This is a genomic window from Methylovirgula sp. 4M-Z18 (assembly GCF_037890675.1).
GTDB lineage: Bacteria > Pseudomonadota > Alphaproteobacteria > Rhizobiales > Beijerinckiaceae > 4M-Z18.
Map to the genome: position 1 here is coordinate 3,110,636 of NZ_CP149574.1, position 17,457 is coordinate 3,128,092.

At 62.3% G+C, this 17,457-nt stretch carries 16 protein-coding genes; 7 read left to right on the forward strand and 9 right to left on the reverse strand.

The features are described 5' to 3' along the window. The first annotated feature begins 14 nt into the window (after window positions 1–14). The gene (locus V9T28_RS14415) at window positions 15–872 is read left to right on the forward strand and encodes a DMT family transporter (RefSeq protein ID WP_116399607.1); all 858 of its coding nucleotides are present in this window, start codon (window positions 15–17) and stop codon (window positions 870–872) included. Here V9T28_RS14415 and V9T28_RS14420 read toward each other — a convergent pair. Together V9T28_RS14420 and V9T28_RS14425 are read right to left on the reverse strand one after the other, a co-directional pair. After that, window positions 856–1,869, reverse strand: a complete 1,014-nt coding sequence (locus tag V9T28_RS14420; protein ID WP_116399608.1) for an asparaginase — start codon at window positions 1,867–1,869, stop codon at window positions 856–858. The genes V9T28_RS14415 and V9T28_RS14420 overlap by 17 nt on opposite strands. A 14-nt stretch (window positions 1,870–1,883) precedes the next feature. Beyond that, entirely contained in the window at window positions 1,884–2,081 is a 198-nt protein-coding gene (locus tag V9T28_RS14425) for a hypothetical protein (protein ID WP_116399609.1), read from the reverse strand. Between the two features lie 126 nt (window positions 2,082–2,207). Between V9T28_RS14425 and V9T28_RS14430 the strand changes: the two genes are divergently transcribed. Next, entirely contained in the window at window positions 2,208–3,113 is a 906-nt protein-coding gene (locus V9T28_RS14430; RefSeq protein ID WP_116399610.1) for an MBL fold metallo-hydrolase, read from the forward strand. 148 nt (window positions 3,114–3,261) lie between these two features. Here the strand turns inward: V9T28_RS14430 and V9T28_RS14435 are convergent, their stop codons facing one another. After that, on the reverse strand, window positions 3,262–4,779 hold the full coding sequence (locus tag V9T28_RS14435; protein ID WP_116399611.1) for a bifunctional metallophosphatase/5'-nucleotidase: 1,518 nt from the start codon (window positions 4,777–4,779) through the stop codon (window positions 3,262–3,264). Between the two features lie 147 nt (window positions 4,780–4,926). On the opposite strand from V9T28_RS14435, the gene hemH reads away from it, so the two are divergent. The 3 genes from hemH to V9T28_RS14450 are packed head-to-tail and all read left to right on the forward strand — an operon-like array spanning window position 4,927 to window position 7,442. Further along, window positions 4,927–6,009, forward strand: coding sequence for a ferrochelatase (gene hemH / locus V9T28_RS14440; RefSeq protein WP_116399612.1), 1,083 nt, complete (start codon window positions 4,927–4,929; stop codon window positions 6,007–6,009). Window positions 6,010–6,040: 31 nt separating this feature from the next. Next, the gene (locus V9T28_RS14445; protein WP_116399613.1) at window positions 6,041–6,652 is read left to right on the forward strand and encodes an alpha-ketoglutarate-dependent dioxygenase AlkB; all 612 of its coding nucleotides are present in this window, start codon (window positions 6,041–6,043) and stop codon (window positions 6,650–6,652) included. Between the two features lie 7 nt (window positions 6,653–6,659). Then, the gene (locus tag V9T28_RS14450; RefSeq protein WP_116399614.1) at window positions 6,660–7,442 is read left to right on the forward strand and encodes an alpha/beta hydrolase; all 783 of its coding nucleotides are present in this window, start codon (window positions 6,660–6,662) and stop codon (window positions 7,440–7,442) included. Here V9T28_RS14450 and V9T28_RS14455 read toward each other — a convergent pair whose 3' ends face one another. From V9T28_RS14455 to typA, 6 genes are all read right to left on the reverse strand, one after another. After that, complete coding sequence (locus V9T28_RS14455) at window positions 7,443–8,630, reverse strand: multidrug effflux MFS transporter (protein ID WP_116399615.1); 1,188 nt, start codon at window positions 8,628–8,630, stop codon at window positions 7,443–7,445. It lies immediately after the preceding gene. Between the two features lie 139 nt (window positions 8,631–8,769). Beyond that, on the reverse strand, window positions 8,770–9,723 hold the full coding sequence (locus V9T28_RS14460) for a ribokinase (protein WP_116399616.1): 954 nt from the start codon (window positions 9,721–9,723) through the stop codon (window positions 8,770–8,772). A 4-nt stretch (window positions 9,724–9,727) separates the two neighbouring features. Continuing rightward, on the reverse strand, window positions 9,728–10,375 hold the full coding sequence (locus V9T28_RS14465) for a 2-dehydro-3-deoxy-6-phosphogalactonate aldolase (protein WP_116399881.1): 648 nt from the start codon (window positions 10,373–10,375) through the stop codon (window positions 9,728–9,730). After that, window positions 10,375–11,151 (reverse strand): SDR family NAD(P)-dependent oxidoreductase, encoded by a 777-nt coding sequence (locus tag V9T28_RS14470; protein WP_116399617.1) that lies wholly within the window; start codon window positions 11,149–11,151, stop codon window positions 10,375–10,377. The genes V9T28_RS14465 and V9T28_RS14470 overlap by 1 nt, the downstream gene beginning before the upstream one ends. A gap of 27 nt (window positions 11,152–11,178) precedes the next feature. Further along, window positions 11,179–12,435, reverse strand: a complete 1,257-nt coding sequence (locus tag V9T28_RS14475; RefSeq protein WP_158554729.1) for an ROK family protein — start codon at window positions 12,433–12,435, stop codon at window positions 11,179–11,181. 113 nt (window positions 12,436–12,548) lie between these two features. Beyond that, on the reverse strand, window positions 12,549–14,369 hold the full coding sequence (gene typA, locus V9T28_RS14480; RefSeq protein ID WP_116399619.1) for a translational GTPase TypA: 1,821 nt from the start codon (window positions 14,367–14,369) through the stop codon (window positions 12,549–12,551). A gap of 324 nt (window positions 14,370–14,693) precedes the next feature. Here typA and zwf point away from each other — a divergent pair, with 324 nt between their 5' ends. Beyond that, entirely contained in the window at window positions 14,694–16,160 is a 1,467-nt protein-coding gene (gene zwf, locus V9T28_RS14485; RefSeq protein WP_116399620.1) for a glucose-6-phosphate dehydrogenase, read from the forward strand. Between the two features lie 342 nt (window positions 16,161–16,502). Continuing rightward, on the forward strand, window positions 16,503–17,204 hold the full coding sequence (locus V9T28_RS14490; protein WP_116399621.1) for a response regulator transcription factor: 702 nt from the start codon (window positions 16,503–16,505) through the stop codon (window positions 17,202–17,204). Window positions 17,205–17,457: the final 253 nt, after the last annotated feature.

The following is a 17,457-nucleotide window of genomic DNA, read 5'->3' on the forward strand; positions in this document are numbered from 1 at the left end:
AAAATTAACCTTCCATGAAGCTCGCCAGCCAACGCCCTTTCCTTCTTGCCGTGCTCGGAATCGGGTGCCTGTGCATCATGGACATGCTGATCAAGCTGATGTCGGCGCAATATGGCACGATGCAAATCGCGTTCATGCGCTATGTCTTCGGGTCGATCGGCACGGTTGGTCTCTTGGCCTGGCGCCGCCCGCCCTGGCCCTCGCGCCAGGCCATGCGCTCGAACGCGCTGCGCTCGATCATCGTGGTGGTCACGGCGACGACATTCTTCTACGCCTTGAGCGCGCTGCCGCTGGCCGAGACCGTGACGCTCTCCTTCCTCGCGCCGCTGTTCATCGCGCTGCTGAGCAATTTCTTTCTCGGCGAGCGGCTCGACCACCGGATTCTCATCGCCCTCGTCATTGGCTTTTTGGGCATGCTGGTGATCGTCGGCGGCAGTCTCGGCGGCAAAAGCTACGAAGGTCCCGCGCTGTTCGGCGCGCTTGCGGCGCTGGTCTCGGCCTTCTCCTATGCCGCCAGCATGGTGGCTTTGCGCGACCGGGCGACGAAGGACGCCATCGAAACCATCCTTTTTTTTCAGAACACCGGGCCGGCAATTATGTTGGCCATACCGGCGCTTTACACGTGGACGCCGATCACCTGGCCAGCCTTCGGCTTGTTCCTGATCCTTGGCGTCCTCGGCTTGTCCGGCAACACCATGCTCGGCCTGGCCTATGCGCGCGCCGAAGCCGCGCGGCTTGCCTCGCTCGAATATACATCGTTGCTCTGGGCCTCGACACTCGGCTTCCTGGTGTTCCACGAAGTGCCGTCGCTCATGACCGTGGCCGGCGCGGCGCTCATCATCTTCGGCGCGATGATCACGAGCCGCCGGTGAGCGGTTCGGTCGCGCGGATCGCCCCGACCTCGATGCCGTTCCAATTGACGAGACGCGGCGCGAGACGCGGTGCAAGCAGCAAGCGCTCCTCGTCGGAGAGCGGCAAAAACCGCTGCAACGCAGCCGCCATCATCATTTCCGCCGCGCGCGTCGTACCGTCATCGCACTTGATCGCAATGCCGAGCCCCTGGCTGGGCAAGGCCGCACAGAACACGCCTTCGGCACCGGTCTTGGTGAACGCTTTCGCCCGCAGGACGCTCATCACGTCGGTATCGAACCGATTGCGGCCGGCCACCATGTAAGGATGCTCGGCGACAGCCGCGCGAATCCGTGCCGCCGCTTGCGCGCGCTCGGGCGCGAACCCCGTGCCCGTCCCGAATTTTGCAAAACTCTGCGCCAGCACTTTAAGCGGAAAAGCATAGGTTGGGATGGAGCACCCGTCGGTGCCGGCTTGCGCATCGTCAAGCACGATGCCGGTGACCGATTCCAATGCGCCTTTGACTTCGCGCATCACCTTGTGATTGGGGCTCACATAGCCTTCCGGATCTTCCTGCATATAACAGGACAGGCAGACGAAGCCTGCGTGTTTGCCCGAGCAATTGTTGTTGAGCGCGGTCGGCTTTTCGCCGCGCGCCGCCATCGCGCGCGCCACCGCCTCGTTCATCGGCCATTGTACGCCGCATTCGAGACAGGCGGGATCACGGCCGGCTTTTGCCAACATCGCCGCGGACGTCTCCGCATGGACCGGCTCGCCGGAATGCGAGGCGACCGCAAGCGCAATTTCCGCTGCGCTGAGGCCGTATTGATCAGCGGCGCCGCTCTCGAGCAGCGGCAAGGCCTGAAGGGCTTTGACCGCCGAGCGCGGAAAAATCGCGGCTTCGACATCGCCGAGCGCCAGCAGCAGACGCCCCGACGCATCGCTCACCGCGATGGCCCCGCGATGCCGGCTCTCGACCCGATCGCCACGCGTGACTTCCACCAGAACCGGATTTTCCATCGCGCGTGACCCTTCTAGTTCGACGTGTCGAGCGGCACGCAATCGCGCCGGCCGGAATTGATGCAATCTTCGATTGCGCGCTGCTTTTGCAAATAAAACACGAGCCAGACGGCGACGAGCGCCACCACGATGGCAACGGCTATGCCGGCCAGATTGGCCCGCGAACTCGGCCGGTTGTCATCATCATCATGTCGATTGTTCTGCGACGCCATGTCGGTTCCAAATCGTTAAACCGCGCCCTTGAGAGCCCTATAGGACGGGCGCCCGGCGCTTGCAACCCGGGCCTGGGGCTTTAAAACCTTGGTCGGACACTTCCTTGACCTGACGGCGCATGCTCCATGACCGATATTCCCTTCGACCGCTCGATCCCGCAATCGCCCGGCGAGGTCGCGCAAATCTCACCGCTCGTGCGCCGTGTGGTTGCGGGCAATGCTGGACCGTTCACCTTTACCGGCACTTGCAGCTATATCGTGGGGCAGCGCGATGTCGTGATCATCGATCCGGGCCCGGACGATCCGGCACATATCGGGCGCTTGCAAAGTGCGATCGCGGGCGAACGGCTGCATGCCATTCTCTGCACCCACACCCATCGCGATCATTCGCCGGCCGCGCGCGCCTTGCACGACGCCACGGGCGCGCCAATCGTGGGCTGCGCCCCCCACCATGCGGCCCGCGCCCTGGCGCAGGGCGAGCCCAATCTCCTCGATGCGGCCAACGATCTCGCCTATCGTCCCGATCGGATTTTGGCGGACGGCGAGCACTTCGACTGGGGCGGGTTGACGCTCGAAGCGATCGCAACACCCGGCCACACGATGAACCATTTGACCTTCGCCTTTGCAGCCGAGAACGCTCTGTTTTCCGGCGATCATGTCATGGCCTGGTCGACCAGCATTGTCGCGCCGCCGGACGGCGCGATGGGCCCTTATATGGCCTCGCTCGAAAAACTGCGGCAGCGCGAGGAACGCCTCTATTGGCCAGGCCACGGCGGGCCGGTGCGCGAGCCAAAATCCTTCGTGCCCATGCTGCTCGGCCATCGCCGCCAGCGCGAAGCCGCGATCCTGGCGCGGCTCAAAGCCGGCGACCGTTTGATCCCGGAGATCGTTTTGCAACTTTACATCGGCCTCGATCCGGCGTTGCGCGGCGCGGCTGCGCTTTCGGTCTTCGCGCATTTGGAAGATCTCGTCGCACGCGGATTGGCCAAGACGGAGGGCGATGCGACGCTGGACTCCGCCTATTCGGTTTGATGCCGAGCTGCCGCGAACGCATGCGATATCCGCGACTGTCATCCCGAGCTTGTCTCGCAATCATAGCGGACATTTTTCCCGACAACCGTGGGTCGGGCCGGGATAGCATTGTGGCCTTCTTATAGGTCCAAGCTTATGACCATTGGTATTACTGCACCACCACCCGCCCCTCGACCGTCTCGTTCACCGTGCCGAGCTTCTTGATGTAATCCATTACATCGTTCGCCATCAGGCTGTCGCCCGTATCAGCCGTCGCGTTCTTATCCTGCAAGGCCGTGTAACCATCGCCGCCGCGCAACATGAAATCGTTGGTGGCGACCGTATAGGTTTTCGCGTCGTCCAGCATCTGGCCATCGATCTCGACCGATTGCACTCGCGCGCCCGCCGGCGCCGCCGCGCTGGCAATAATCTTGAGACCGGAGACTTGCGGGAAGCGGCCGGCGCGATTTTCGAATTGCGACAGACCGTTTTCGAGCGCGGCCCGGATCGCCTTGCCGGAAATTCTCGTCACCGTGGTTTTGTTGCCGAAGGGTAATTCGGCGAGAATGTCGCGCCGCGTCAGTTGCGTGCCGGCTGGATATTGCTTGTTGGCGCGAATGCCGCCGCCGTTGGTGATGGCGCAATCGGCATTCGTCTTGGTGCGCAAGGCGTCGGCGACGAGATTGCCGATCGCGGCTTCGCCGCCGCGCACCGTCGCCGAGCGGCTGTCGAGCGGCGCGCCCAACGCGCCGATCACCACGTCGAGTTCCTTGGACAGATCGGCCTCGAGATGTTTCACCAGCACCTGGACATCGGCATCCGGCGTCAAGGTCGTACTGTCGATGATGCGATAATTCGGCCACCAGGCAATCGTCCGTTTGCCGCCCTCGTCCTTCACGTCGACCGACAGGTCGAGAATGACGACATAGATTGCATCTTCGCCTGACTCGGCCGTCAAGGCGCGGCCATTGTAATCGATATGCACATCATGCGTGTGCCCGGTGATGATGAGATCCGCGACGCGCAGATCCATCAGCCGCTCGCGCAGATCGCGTTCGCAATGGCAGATCGCAACGATGAGGTCGGCGCCTTGCGCGCGCAGGGTCTGGGCCTCGCGGCGAATGGCGTCGACCGTCGGCGAGAACACGAGATCGCCGGGCGAAGAGTGATCGGGCGTCTGCTCGAGGGCGGTGCCGACGAGCCCGAGCTTGATGCCGCCCTTCTCGATCAGCATCGAATCCTGATGCTGCGGCAACATGGAACCGTCCGCCGCCCGCAGATTGGCCGCAAGGATCGGGAATTTCGCCTCGCCGATCCGCTTGAAATACACGTCCTTGCCGAAATCGAATTCGTGATTGCCTGGCACGAACAAATCCAATTGCAACGCGTTGAACAACGCCACCATATGCGCGCCCATGTCGAAGGACGACATGACGCTGGGGCTGAACGTGTCGCCCGCATGGGAGAACAACACGTTGCCACCCTTGTCGCGCTCGGCCTTGATCGCCGCCGCCAAGCGCGGCAGGCCGCCGCGGCCCTTCACCCCGTCCATATTGTAGACATCGTTGGTCAGAACGAACGAAATCTTGACGGAATCGGCGGCCAAAGCAGCGGACCGCGACATGATCACGGTGGCGCCGGCGGCTAACGCGCCGCCCAACAGGCCACGACGGGAAAGGTCGGTCATGACAATCTCCAAGGATGTGCGCTTTGTTGCAGTCTAGCAAATCGCCTTCGCATCGCACCAGCGGTTATTTGTGCCACATGTGGCCCGCCCCATCGACAGTCCGCCACGAAAGCCTTATTTCTGCGCCATCGATAAGCGGAACTTTTGATGAACTCTTCACAAACAATGCCGGCTTCAGGAACGCCCGCGCAAAGCCGGCGGCCGGCCGGTCATCCTCCCCTTGCCGCGGCCAAGATCGGCGTGCTTCTGATGAATTTGGGCACGCCGGAAGGGACCGATTATTGGTCGATGCGGCGGTATTTGAAGGAGTTCCTCTCCGACCGCCGCGTGATCGAAACGCCGCGTCTGCAATGGTGGCCTTTGCTCAATCTCATCATTCTGCAGCGCCGGCCGCAAAAGAAGGGCAAGGATTACGCAAGCATCTGGAACAACGAGCTCAACGAAGGGCCGCTGAAAACGATCACGCGCAACCAGGCAACTAAATTGCAAAGCTGGATCGACGCCGGCGGCCTAGCAGTGCCCGGCGGCACGGTCGTCGTCGACTGGGCCATGCGCTACGGCCTGCCCGATGTCGCGAGCCGCGTCGACGCGCTGCAGCAGCAGGGGTGCGAGCGCATTCTGTTCGTCCCGCTCTATCCGCAATATGCGGCCGCAACCAGCGCGACCGCCTGCGACAAAGTGTTCGAAGCGCTCGCCAAAATGCGCTGGCAGCCGACAGCGCGCTTCTCACCGCCCTATCACGATCAACCCGCCTATATCGATGCACTTGCCGCATCGATGCGCGCATCGCTCGCGCAGCTCGATTTCCAGCCCGAAGTGATCTTGTGCTCCTTCCACGGCATTCCGCGCGAATATTTCGACAAGGGCGACCCGTATTATTGCCATTGCATGAAAACCGCGCGGCTCCTGCGCGATACGCTCGGCCTGACGGAGGAGACTTTCCGCGTCACCTTTCAGTCGCGCTTCGGACCGGCCGAATGGCTGCAACCCTACACCGATGCAACCGTGAAAGCCCTCGCCGCACGGGGCGTGAAGCGCCTCGCCATCGTCGCGCCCGGCTTTTCGGCAGATTGCCTGGAGACGGTCGAGGAACTGGGCGTCGAAAATCGCCACATCTTCATGTCCGGCGGCGGCGAGAAATTCGCGCTTCTGCCGTGCTTGAACGACGGTGATGACGGCATGAGTGTCATTCAAGACATCGTGCGCCGCGAGCTGATGGGATGGATTTGACGCGATCTTCATGAGGAGCATGTGAAACGCCATGCCGGTCGTCGTTCCCGGACTCATCCATACGCCGGATTATCTCGACCGCGCCGCGCAGGAGGCGCTGGTCATGGAGTTACGCGAGATCGTTGCGACCGCGCCGCTCTACACGCCGCGCATGCCGAAAACCAACAAGCCCTTCTCGGTGCGCATGACCAATTGCGGCGATCTCGGCTGGGTCTCCGACGTCACGGGCTACCGCTATCAGCCGCTGCATCCGGAAACCGGCAAGCCGTGGCCGGCGATTCCTGCCGTCCTGCTGCAAGCGTGGAACGCGCTTGGCACATATCCGCATCCGCCGCAGGCCTGTCTCATCAATTTTTACAGGGCGGAGGCGCGCATGGGGCTGCACCAGGACCGTGACGAAGCAGATTTCGACGCGCCGGTCGTCTCCCTCTCGCTCGGCGATACGTGTCTGTTCCGCGTCGGCGGCACGGCGCGCAACGATCCGACGAAATCGTTCCGGCTGAAATCCGGCGACGGCATGATCCTATCCGGCGACGCGCGTCTTGCTTTTCACGGCGTAGACCGCATCATGGGCGGGACTTCCACGCTTCTCCCCAATGGCGGCAGAATCAATTTGACCCTTCGCCGCGTGACGAAAGCTTGAGCAGCCTATGACCTCTCCCCCGGCTCCCAATTTTCGCGAGATCGCCACGCCCTTCGGTACCAATCGCATCGCGTTCCGCAAACGCGCCGGCACGTCGGAGCGTCCGGGGCTGGTGTGGCTCGGCGGATTCAAGTCCGACATGCTCGCGACCAAAGCCTCGGCCATCGATGCCTATGCGCACGACACCAAGCGCGCCTATCTGCGGTTCGACTATTCCGGCCACGGCGAATCCGGCGGCAAGTTCGAGGACGGCACTATCGGCGGCTGGGCGGCGGAAGCGCTCGCGATGATCCGCGAAGAAACGCAAGGGCCACAAGTTCTCGTCGGCTCGTCGATGGGCGGCTGGATCGCGCTTTTGGTCGCGCGTGCCCTCGCGGAAGCGAACGAGGCGGAACGGCTCGCCGGCCTCGTGCTCATCGCGCCGGCTGTCGATTTCACGGAAGCGCTGATGTGGGCACAATTTCCGCAGGACGTACGCGACGAAATCACGCAAACAGGGCAGTGGCTGCGCCCGACCGAATATGCGCCCGATCCCTACCCGATCACGCGCGCGCTGATCGAGGACGGCCGCAAGCAGCAATTGCTGGGATCGCTCATCCGCTCCCATTGTCCGGTGCATATTCTGCAAGGCATGCAGGACCCCGACGTCCCGTGGCGGCATGCGATGCTGCTCATCGAGCACATGCCGAGCGATCCGGTGACGATCACGATGGTCAAGGACGGCGACCACCGCCTGTCGCGCGATGAAGACATCCGCGCGTTGCTGAGCGCGATCGACGGGATCGCGTGACTATTTTGTCGTGAGGCGCAGAGCTGTGAAGATGGCGAGAGCCAAGAGACCCATGGTCGCAACAGCAATCGGCAACGGCATCGGACTGGTGCCGAGCATAGACCCGACCACGGCACCGACCAGCGCCGCCGATGTCATCTGGACGAAGCCGACCAAGGACGACGCCGCACCGGCATGATGCGGAAACGGCGTAAGCGCCGCCGCCATGCTCTGCGGCATGGTGAGGCCGACACCGATCATGTAAACCATCATCGGCATGACGAGCGCGGGGGTGACATGGGGCAAGGACCACACACCGAGCAATTGCGCGACGCCGCCCGCCGCGAGGCACATGACTCCAAGCTGCAGGACACGATCGATGCCGAGCCTCTTCACCAATCGCGACGCGAGCGTTGCGCCGCCGGCAAAAGAAATCGCGCAAATGCCGAATGTCAGACCGTAAGTGACTGGCCCCAATCCGTAGTTCACCTGCAGAATATGTGACGAACCGGAGATGAACGCGAAGAGGCCGGAATAGGTGCAGGCATTGATGGCGATATAGGCGCGAAACGGAATGTGCCGCAGCAGAAATGCAAAATTGCGAAACACATTGTCGAGCGAGATCGGTCCCGTCTGTTTCACCTTGATCGTCTCCGGCAGGGCGGCGCGGATATAGATCGTGAAGGCGGCGATACAGACGGCGGAGACGACGAAAGTGGAACGCCAGCCGAAGGCGTCCTGCATGATTCCGCCGAAAGCCGGCGCGATCGCCGGTGCAATCCCCATGATCGCGCCCATGCGTGACAATTCGCGCGCGGCATCGGGACCGGCATATAGATCGCGCACGATGGCACGGGCCAGAATGATCGGACCAGCCGCGCCCATCGCCTGCAGGATGCGCGCGGCAATCAGCCAATCGACGGAGGGCGCGAGCGAGCAGATGGCACTGGCCACGACATAGAGGACGAAGCCCGTCAGCACGATGGGCTTGCGCCCGAATTTGTCGGACAAGGGCCCGTACACGATCTGGCCGACCGCAAACCCGCCCAGGAAAGCCGACAGCGTCAATTGCACATGCGCGGGCGACGCGTGCAGCCTCTCCGAAATCTCGGGCAGCGAGGGCAGATACATATCGGTCGAAAGCGGACCGAGCGCCGTCATCATCGCCAGCGTCGCCGTCATGGCGAAGGTTCCGGGGGAGAGGCGCATGAGAAGTCCGCGAAGAGAAATGGGTGAGGTTTGCTTAGCCGATCCTTACAAGGATTGCCACCTCATGTGACGTCAGCGGTTGTCCGCGATCACGACGCCTGTCCCCTCATCCGGCTTGCTTCGCAAGCCACCTTCTCCCTCAGGGAGAAGGGGTCGCGGTGCCCGGGATGAAATCCTCTTTCAGCCTCTCCTGCACGACGCTTTCGATGTCGCGCGCGTAAGGCACGCTCGTCTGCGCGCCCTGCTTGGTGCACGCGAGCCCGCCCGCGACGATCCCGTATTGCAGGGCGAGGCTGAAATGCGCGCCGCGCTCCAGCGCTGCGGCGAAGGCGCCGGCGAACGTATCGCCCGCCGCGGTGGTGTCGACCACCTTCACCTTGATCGCATCGGCGGCCCGGCACACGCCGCCGGTCCAGCCGACGGCACCATTCGCGCCCAGCGTCACCACGCACGGAACGCCATAGGTCTGATCGATCGTCCGCGCGACGCTTTCGGGATCGCTGCGCACATCCGCCGGCAAGCCGAGTGCTGCCGCAAGCGATACGGCTTCATGCTCGTTCATGATCAATACGTCGAGCAGGCGCAAATAGCTTTCCGAAATCGCGCCGGCCGGCGCGAGATTGAGGATGACGCGCGCGCCCTTACTCTTGGCGAGACGTGCCGCGGCTTCGCCTTCGGCGTCGGGCACTTCGCGCTGCAGGAGCAAAACCGTCTTGTCGTCGATCGCCACATCGGCGAGTTGCCGGGCTTGCGCGTAATCATTCGCCCCTGCAGCCACGACGATCGCATTTTCGCCCTGCGGATCGACCGTGATGAAGGCCGCACCGGTCGCTTGATCCACCGTCGCGACATGGTGCAAATCGACGCCGTCGGCTTTCAACAACGACAACGCATGTGTCGCAAAATCGTCCGCGCCGACCGCGCCGACCAGCACAACGTCGGCCCCCGCCCGCCGCGCGGCGAGTGCCTGGTTGGCGCCCTTGCCACCGGGGATTTTTTCGTAAATCGGGCCGGCCACGGTTTCGCCGGGCCCCGGAATCTTTGTGGCGCGCGTGACGAGGTCGATATTGATCGAACCAAAGACAACGATCATCGGCTCACCTCGTTCCGCGATAGGCGGCGATCAACGCGCGCGCCTTCCCCCCAATTTCAGCCGGCGTGATGCCTGGCTTGTAAATGGCCGAGCCGATGCCGAAACCGTCCACATGGTCGCGCCAGTCGGCAATATTATCGACCGACACGCCGCCAACAAGCAGCATCTGCGTGCCTTTGGGCAAAATGGCCTGCAGCGCCTTCACATAGGCTTTGCTCGCGCCTTCGCCGGGGAACAGCTTCAAGGCGTGCGCGCCGGCCGCCAGCGCTGCGGCGGCCTCGGTCGGCGTGAAGAATCCCGGCAGAGAGATCAGCCCCTGTTCGCGCGAACATTTGATCACGTCGGGATTGGTATTGGGCGACACAATGAGCTTGCCGCCGCTCGCCGCGACTTTTTCCACTTCGTCCATCGTATAGACTGTGCCCGCACCGACGAGCGCGCGGCCGTCCAGGGCTTTGGCCAGGAGACCGATGGAGGTGAAGGGATCGGGCGAGTTGAGCGGCACTTCCAAAAGATTGATGCCGGCCTCGACCAACGCCTCGCCGATCGCGACGGATTCCTCCGGCCGCAGGCCGCGCAGGATCGCGACGATCGGCAGTTGCGCGAAAGAGGCGCGATAGCGCGCCTCAAGATCGCCGGCGGCGGAAGACATCAGATCCATCCCCCGTCGACCACATATTGCTGATTGGTGCAGGCGCTCGCCTCGTCGGAGGCGAAGAACAGCGTGGCCCGCGCGATTTCGTCCGGCAGGAGATGGCGCTTCAAGCATTGGCGCGACATCAGTTCCTTGTCGCCTTCCGGCGTCAACCACAGGGTCTTCTGCCGCTCGGTCATGATCCAGCCGGGCGCGATCGCATTCACGCGGATATTGTACTGGCCATAGTCGCGGGCAAGCGACCGGGTGAGGCCGAGCACACCGGATTTCGCCGCGGTATAGGCGGCCATGCCGCCTTGGCCGACCATCCACGAGGTCGAGCCAAAATTGATGATCGAGCCGCTATTGGCCGCGACCATGTCCGGCAGCACTGCCTGCGCCGCAAAGAACTGGTGCCGCAGATTGACCGCGAAACGCTCGTCCCAATATTCCGGCGTCACGTCCTCGGTCTTGTGCCGCTGATCATGCGCCGCATTGTTGATGAGCACCGCGACCGGACCGAATGCCGCGCGAACATTGGCGATCGCCTTGCGCAGCGCATCGATACTGGTCAAATCCGCATGTTCGAAATGCACCTGATGGCCGGAAGCAGCGAGCGAGCTTTCAAGCTCCTTCGACTCATCTTGCTTGATATCGATGAAACCGACTTTCGCACCCTGCTCGGCGAAGCGCGTCGTGATCGCCGCTCCGATGCCGGTACCGCCGCCGGTGATCACGACGCATTTATCTTTCAAGTCGGGATAGGTCGCAATCGCGCGCGGGCTATTCGTCATGTTTCCTCCAGAAAACCATATGGAATTTTATATTGAGGCGGAGAGTTCTTCGGCGGCTGCCAGCCGGTGGCCGGCAAAGCGCTCCAGCAGGATCAAAACCGCGGCGCCGCGCGCCCACACTTCATCACCCCATTCGTGCCATACGATCGACGTCGTATCGCGGAAGAAGTTCAGTGCATTCTCGCGGAAGGCTTTGACGAAAGGACCCATCATCAACTCGCCGGCACGCATGCCCTCGCCGGTGACAATGATGCGCTCCGGCGTCAGCACGCAGGCGACATTGGCCGCCGCGCGGCCAAGAATATCACCAGCATTGGCGAAGATCCGGGCGTAGGCGAGATTGCCGCTATGGGCTTGTTTGGTGATGTCGAGAATGGCCTCATGCACGGCCACGCTGCCATGCGGCGGCGCACGATGATCGGCCTCGGCGGCGAGCGCCACGATGGCATAGTCGGCAGAATAGGCTTCGACGCAACCGTGCCGGCCGCAGCGACAGGTCCGACCGTTCTGCTCGTGAATCATGTGGCCGAACTCGGTCGCGATCCCCTGCTGGCCGCGATACAGCGCGCCGTTGATGTAAAGCCCCATGCCGATACCGTGCTCGACGGTCACCAGCATGAAATTCTCCACATCGCCGCCATGGCCGAACCAGCGCTCGGCCAAAGCCACGAGATTGACGTCGTTTTCGGCCGCCACCGGCTTGTTCAACCGCCGCGCCAAGGTTGCAGGAAAGGCGGAACCGCGTTCGCCGAAAATCGGGCTCCAGGTCGTGCGGCCGGTCAGGCTCTGCACGAAGCCCGGCATTCCGACGCCGACACCGATGACCTCGTCCATGCCACGGCCCGCATCGGTCAACAGCCGGGTAATGCCGTTGGCGACCATATCCGCCGCGCCCTCCAGCGTCTCGCTTTCCGCGACGAGCGGCACGTTGCAGGAGCTGATCGGGCCGCCTTTGAAATCGGTGACCGAAATCGTTGCCTGGTGGGTCGCCATCTTCACGCCGACCACCAGGCCGGCGGCGCCGTTGATATCGAGCAGCAGCCGCGGCCGGCCACGGCTCGCGAGCCGGCCCGGCGGCGGCACCGTCGGCTTTTCGACGAGCAGGCCTTCGTTCAGGAGCTCGCCGGTCACTTCGGAAACGGTGGCCTGGCTTAGTTCGGCCAGGGTGCAGATATCGGTCCGCGCCATTTCGCCATGGCGCAAAAACACTTCCATCACCCGCAGCCGGCTTTGGGCGCGCAGGGTTCCAACATCTTGGATATCGCGCCGCGGCCGTGTAGCCATGAAGGACTCGTGATGGGACATACCTTATTTTTCCACCGCGAAAAAATTTGTCAATCGCGATGAATGCCCATCATACCCCCCTGTCCACGCCGCCGAAAGGGCGCGCAGGGACATCAGGCCGCGCTTTCCTTCGAACGCGTCATGCGCTTGCGGTCGTTCGGATCGAGCCAAACTTTGCGCAAACGGATGGATTTCGGGGTAACTTCCACCAATTCGTCGTCCTGGATGTAGGAGAGCGCCTTTTCCAGAGTCATGCGGATCGGTGGGGTCAGCCGGACGGCCTCGTCCTTGCCGGCAGCGCGGATATTGGTGAGCTGCTTGCCCTTCAACACATTGATTTCAAGGTCGTTGTCGCGGGTATGTTCGCCGACGATCATGCCGCGATAGACCTTCCAGCCCGGCTCGATCATCATCGGCCCGCGGTCTTCCAGCTTCCACATCGCATAGGCGACCGATTCGCCGTTGTCGTTCGAAATCAGCACACCATTGCGGCGGCCGGGGATCTCCCCCTTGAATTCAGCATAGGCGTGGAACAGCCGGTTCATGATCGCGGTGCCGCGCGTATCGGTCATCAATTCGCTTTGATAGCCGATGAGGCCGCGGGTCGGGGCATGGAACACGAGGCGCAGGCGATTGCCGCCGGAGGGGCGCATCTCGATCATCTCGGCCTTGCGCTCCGACATTTTCTGCACCACGACGCCGGAATGCTCCTCGTCCACGTCGACGACGACCTCTTCGATCGGCTCGAGCAGTTCGCCGTTCTCGCCCTTCTGGTAGACGACTTTCGGACGCGACACGCCGAGTTCGAAGCCCTCGCGACGCATCGTCTCGATCAGGATCGCGAGCTGCAACTCGCCGCGGCCCGAGACGATGAAGCTGTCTGCGCCCGGCGAATCCTCGATCCGGAGCGCGACATTGCCCTCGGCCTCCTTGAACAGGCGGTCGCGGATGACGCGGCTCGTGACCTTGTCGCCCTCGGTGCCGGCGAGCGGCGAATCGTTGACGAGGAACGTCATGGAAAGGGTCGGCGGATCAATCGGTTGCGCCTGCAGAGGCTCGTTCACCTCCGGCGCTGCCAGCGTGTCGGCGACGTTGAATTTGGTCAGGCCGGCGATGGCGACGATATCGCCCGCCTCCGCCTCGTCGATCGGGGCGCGCTCAATGCCGCGGAACGCCAGGATCTTCGAAACGCGGCCCTGCTCGACCACATTGCCCTTGGCATCCAGCACCTTGACGGCCTGGTTCGGCTTGACGCTGCCGGAGAAGACCCGGCCCGTGATGATGCGGCCGAGATAGGGATTGGCCTCGAGCAAGGTTCCGAGCATGCGGAACCCGCCCTCTTCGATCTTGGGCTCGGGCACGTGTTTCATCACGAGATCGAACAGCGGCGCCATCCCGTCCTGCGGCCCGTCGGGGCTATCGGCCATCCAGCCCTGCTTGGAGGAGCCGTAAAGGATCGGAAAATCAAGCTGTTCGTCGGTCGCGTCGAGCGCCGCGAACAGGTCGAACACTTCGTTCACCACCTCGTTGATGCGGGCGTCGGGACGGTCGACCTTATTGATCGCGACGATCGGCTTCAGGCCGATCTTCAGTGCCTTGCCGACCACGAATTTGGTCTGCGGCATCGGGCCTTCGGCCGCGTCCACCAACACGATGGCGCCGTCCACCATGGAGAGGATGCGCTCCACCTCGCCGCCGAAATCGGCGTGGCCAGGCGTGTCGACGATGTTGATTCGCGTGTCTTTCCAAACGATTGACGTCGCCTTGGCCAGGATCGTGATGCCGCGCTCCTTTTCGAGATCGTTCGAATCCATCACCCGCTCGGCGACGCGCTGATTTTCTCGGAAGGCGCCGGATTGCTGCAGGAGCTTGTCGACCAGGGTGGTCTTGCCGTGGTCGACGTGGGCGATGATGGCGATGTTACGGAGTTTCATAGGCTCGATCTTTACTGGCCGCAAATGGCAATACGCCGTCATGCCTTGCATTCATGAAGGCGGCATGACAGGCGCAAACGTTAGGAATTCGGGGCAGTTGGGCCCGATTTGCTGCGCTGCATACATGATTTCCAACGGTTTGGGAACCGCTAATCAACGGGCCGCAATCGGTTTAGAATATGTGCAACGCGGTCGCCGCGGCGCAACCGGTCCCTGCGGACGATCTTGCCGCATTCACTATTTTCGCCATGCCCGGTAGCCTGCGGGAAATTATGGGTTAAGCTTGCGGCACATTGTGCTGCGCGTTTTGCTGGGGTGGCGATAGTGGCGACAGGGTCGAAATATAACCAAAGCGTTGGGCCGAAAAGTCCGCAGGTTCTGGTGCTGGTCGGCGCGACGGGCGATCTGTCACGGCGCAAATTGCTGCCCGGACTGTTTCGCCTCACCAGCGCCGGCTTCATTCCGGCCTGCCGAATCATCGGCGTTTCCCTGGATGACATCAGCGTCGATGAATTCCGCAAGATCGCCCGCGGTGCGCTCGAGGAATTTTCCACCCGCAAAGTGTCGGAAAAGGATTGGTCGGCATTTTCGGAGATCCTCGATTATGTCTCGTTGTCGGCCGGCGCGTCCGTGCTCAAGGCGGCGGTGAAAAATGCCGAACAGGCGCTCGGTGGCGAAAGCCGCCGCATCCACTATCTCAGCGTGCCGCCCAATGCCGCGCTGTCGGCGGTCCGCCTCCTGCGCGAAGCCGATCTCGTCGAACGCTCGCGCATCATCATGGAAAAGCCGTTCGGCACCGATCTGACGACCGCCCGCTCGCTGAACGCCAAATTGCACGACGTGTTCTCGGAAGATCAGATCTTCCGCATCGATCATTTCCTCGGCAAGGAACCGGCGCAGAACATCCTGGCGTTCCGCTTCGCCAACGGGTTCATGGAGCCCATCTGGAACCGCAATTTCATCGATCACGTGCAGATCGACGTGCCCGAGACCTTGGGCCTTGGCAAACGCTCGGGCTTTTACGAGCAGACCGGCGCCTACCGTGACATGGTGGTGACCCACCTCTTCCAGATCCTCGCCTTCATGGCGATGGAGCCGCCGACCGCCCTCGAACCGCAGCCGATCAGCGAGGAGAAGAACAAAGTCTTCCGCTCCATGGTGCCGCTCGATTCGCATAATGTGGTGCGCGGCCAATATACTGGCTATCGCAGCGAAGAGGGCGTGAACCCGGAATCCGATACTGAAACCTTCATCGCCCTTAAATGCCAGATCGACAATTGGCGCTGGGCCGGCGTGCCGTTCTACCTGCGCACCGGCAAGAAACTGGCCGAGGGGCAGCGCATCATTTCGATTGCCTTCCGCGAACCGCCGAAAAGCATGTTTCCGGCCGGATCGGGCGTCGGCGCGCAAGGCCCCGATCATCTGACCTTCGACCTTGCCGACGCGTCGAAAATGTCGCTGTCCTTCTATGGCAAGCGCCCCGGCCCCGGCATGCGGCTCGACAAGCTCAGCCTGCAATTCGCGATGAACGACACAGGGCTGATCGGCGACGTGCTCGAAGCCTATGAGCGGCTGATTCTCGATGCGATGCGCGGCGATCACACTCTCTTCACCACGGCGGAAGGCATCGAACGGCTGTGGGAAATCTCGATTCCGCTGCTGGAAACGCCGCCGCCCGTACGCCTCTACGAACCGGGCTCCTGGGGGCCGAAATCGATCCATCAGCTCATCGCGCCCAATGCTTGGCGCCTGCCCTTCGAGCGCGCGTGGCGCGCCAAAAGCGAAGGCTAAGAACCGCTGAACCCCACAGCGGCGAGACATTGGCAGCCACGAGCATTCCGCACCGGGTCTGTCTATGGCCGGGGCCCTTTTGCGTGAGCGGGCGGATGACAAGCAGCGCAAGCGTGACGCACTTCACGCATTCGAACATGCGCAAAGTCTAGGGACAGTCGGTTTATTTTCTAAATCTGTCCAATCTTCCGATCTGTAACATTTCGCACATGCGCAACGCGCGTTTGGCGCTATCACACCATGCAACGCGCTTCACCAGCAGCCGGTGCCCTTCGATTGGGCGGCCATAGGCGCGTCGGCGAAATCGACGGTGCCGTATCGGACCACGACTAGGAGCCCGCGATGAACTATTCGACGGGATACAACGCCCAAGCCCCGGCCCATGAGGAAACTCATGAAATTGCTCCCGCATTCTCCCGCGCCGACGCCCTGCTGCTCGTCGAGGAGCGTCCGCTGATCGGCGATGCGCTGGCACTCGCTCTCCAAAGAATCCTGGCGCCCTTTCCGGTCCGGGCCGCGCGCGACATCGAACAGCCTGCCCCCGGAACGAACCACCTCGTCGTCTATAATTTTGTCGAACGCGATCTTTCGCTGGCCGAGTTCGAAGCGACCGTGCGCGACATCCGCCGGCGCACCCGCTCCCGGCCTCTTGCCATTCTCACGGACAGCAGCGACCCCGAGATCGCGGATATTCTGAAGCGTTACGCCTTACAGGGCTGGATCGACGCCTCGCTCGGCTTTCAGGTCGTGGCGGCGGCGCTGCACATGATTCTGATGGGCGCGCGGTTCCTGCCCCTCGATCCGTCAGCGCCCGCCCACGTATCGCGGCGCGTGCTGGCGCCCCAGATTCAACCGGTTCTGACCGAACGCGAGCGCGACGTACTGAAACTGTTGCAGCAAGGCAAGCCGAACAAGGTGATCGCCTATGATCTGCAGATTTCGCAAAGCACCGTCAAAGTTCACCTGCAGAATCTGATGCGCAAGCTCAGTGCCCGGAATCGCACACAAATCGTGCTGCATGCGGCCAGACTTGGTACGGACTAGGCCGAAATCGCCGGATGGGACCGGTTTCGAAGAAGGCGCTCACGCAAGCGTTGCTTGCAAATAAGCGAAAAACGCGAACATACGCAGAACTTGAGATCAAACTCAAGTCTATATGCACAACTTACACTTATTGTGACATTGCTTGAGGCAAAATTGCGAGTACGCTTTGCACTGCACCAATCTGCTGCGATGCGGGACCCCGGGCGCCTTTTAAACGGCATGCGGGTGAACATGTGACGTTATCGTTGGCATG

Coding starts and splice junctions, on each gene's coding strand:
- V9T28_RS14415 (WP_116399607.1), top strand. CDS start 15: ATGAAGCTCGCCAGCCAACGCCCTTTCCTTCTTGCCGTGCTCGGAATC.
- V9T28_RS14420 (WP_116399608.1), bottom strand. CDS start 1,869: ATGGAAAATCCGGTTCTGGTGGAAGTCACGCGTGGCGATCGGGTCGAG.
- V9T28_RS14425 (WP_116399609.1), bottom strand. CDS start 2,081: ATGGCGTCGCAGAACAATCGACATGATGATGATGACAACCGGCCGAGT.
- V9T28_RS14430 (WP_116399610.1), top strand. CDS start 2,208: ATGACCGATATTCCCTTCGACCGCTCGATCCCGCAATCGCCCGGCGAG.
- V9T28_RS14435 (WP_116399611.1), bottom strand. CDS start 4,779: ATGACCGACCTTTCCCGTCGTGGCCTGTTGGGCGGCGCGTTAGCCGCC.
- hemH (WP_116399612.1), top strand. CDS start 4,927: ATGAACTCTTCACAAACAATGCCGGCTTCAGGAACGCCCGCGCAAAGC.
- V9T28_RS14445 (WP_116399613.1), top strand. CDS start 6,041: ATGCCGGTCGTCGTTCCCGGACTCATCCATACGCCGGATTATCTCGAC.
- V9T28_RS14450 (WP_116399614.1), top strand. CDS start 6,660: ATGACCTCTCCCCCGGCTCCCAATTTTCGCGAGATCGCCACGCCCTTC.
- V9T28_RS14455 (WP_116399615.1), bottom strand. CDS start 8,630: ATGCGCCTCTCCCCCGGAACCTTCGCCATGACGGCGACGCTGGCGATG.
- V9T28_RS14460 (WP_116399616.1), bottom strand. CDS start 9,723: ATGATCGTTGTCTTTGGTTCGATCAATATCGACCTCGTCACGCGCGCC.
- V9T28_RS14465 (WP_116399881.1), bottom strand. CDS start 10,375: ATGTCTTCCGCCGCCGGCGATCTTGAGGCGCGCTATCGCGCCTCTTTC.
- V9T28_RS14470 (WP_116399617.1), bottom strand. CDS start 11,151: ATGACGAATAGCCCGCGCGCGATTGCGACCTATCCCGACTTGAAAGAT.
- V9T28_RS14475 (WP_158554729.1), bottom strand. CDS start 12,435: ATGGCTACACGGCCGCGGCGCGATATCCAAGATGTTGGAACCCTGCGC.
- typA (WP_116399619.1), bottom strand. CDS start 14,369: ATGAAACTCCGTAACATCGCCATCATCGCCCACGTCGACCACGGCAAG.
- V9T28_RS14490 (WP_116399621.1), top strand. CDS start 16,503: ATGAACTATTCGACGGGATACAACGCCCAAGCCCCGGCCCATGAGGAA.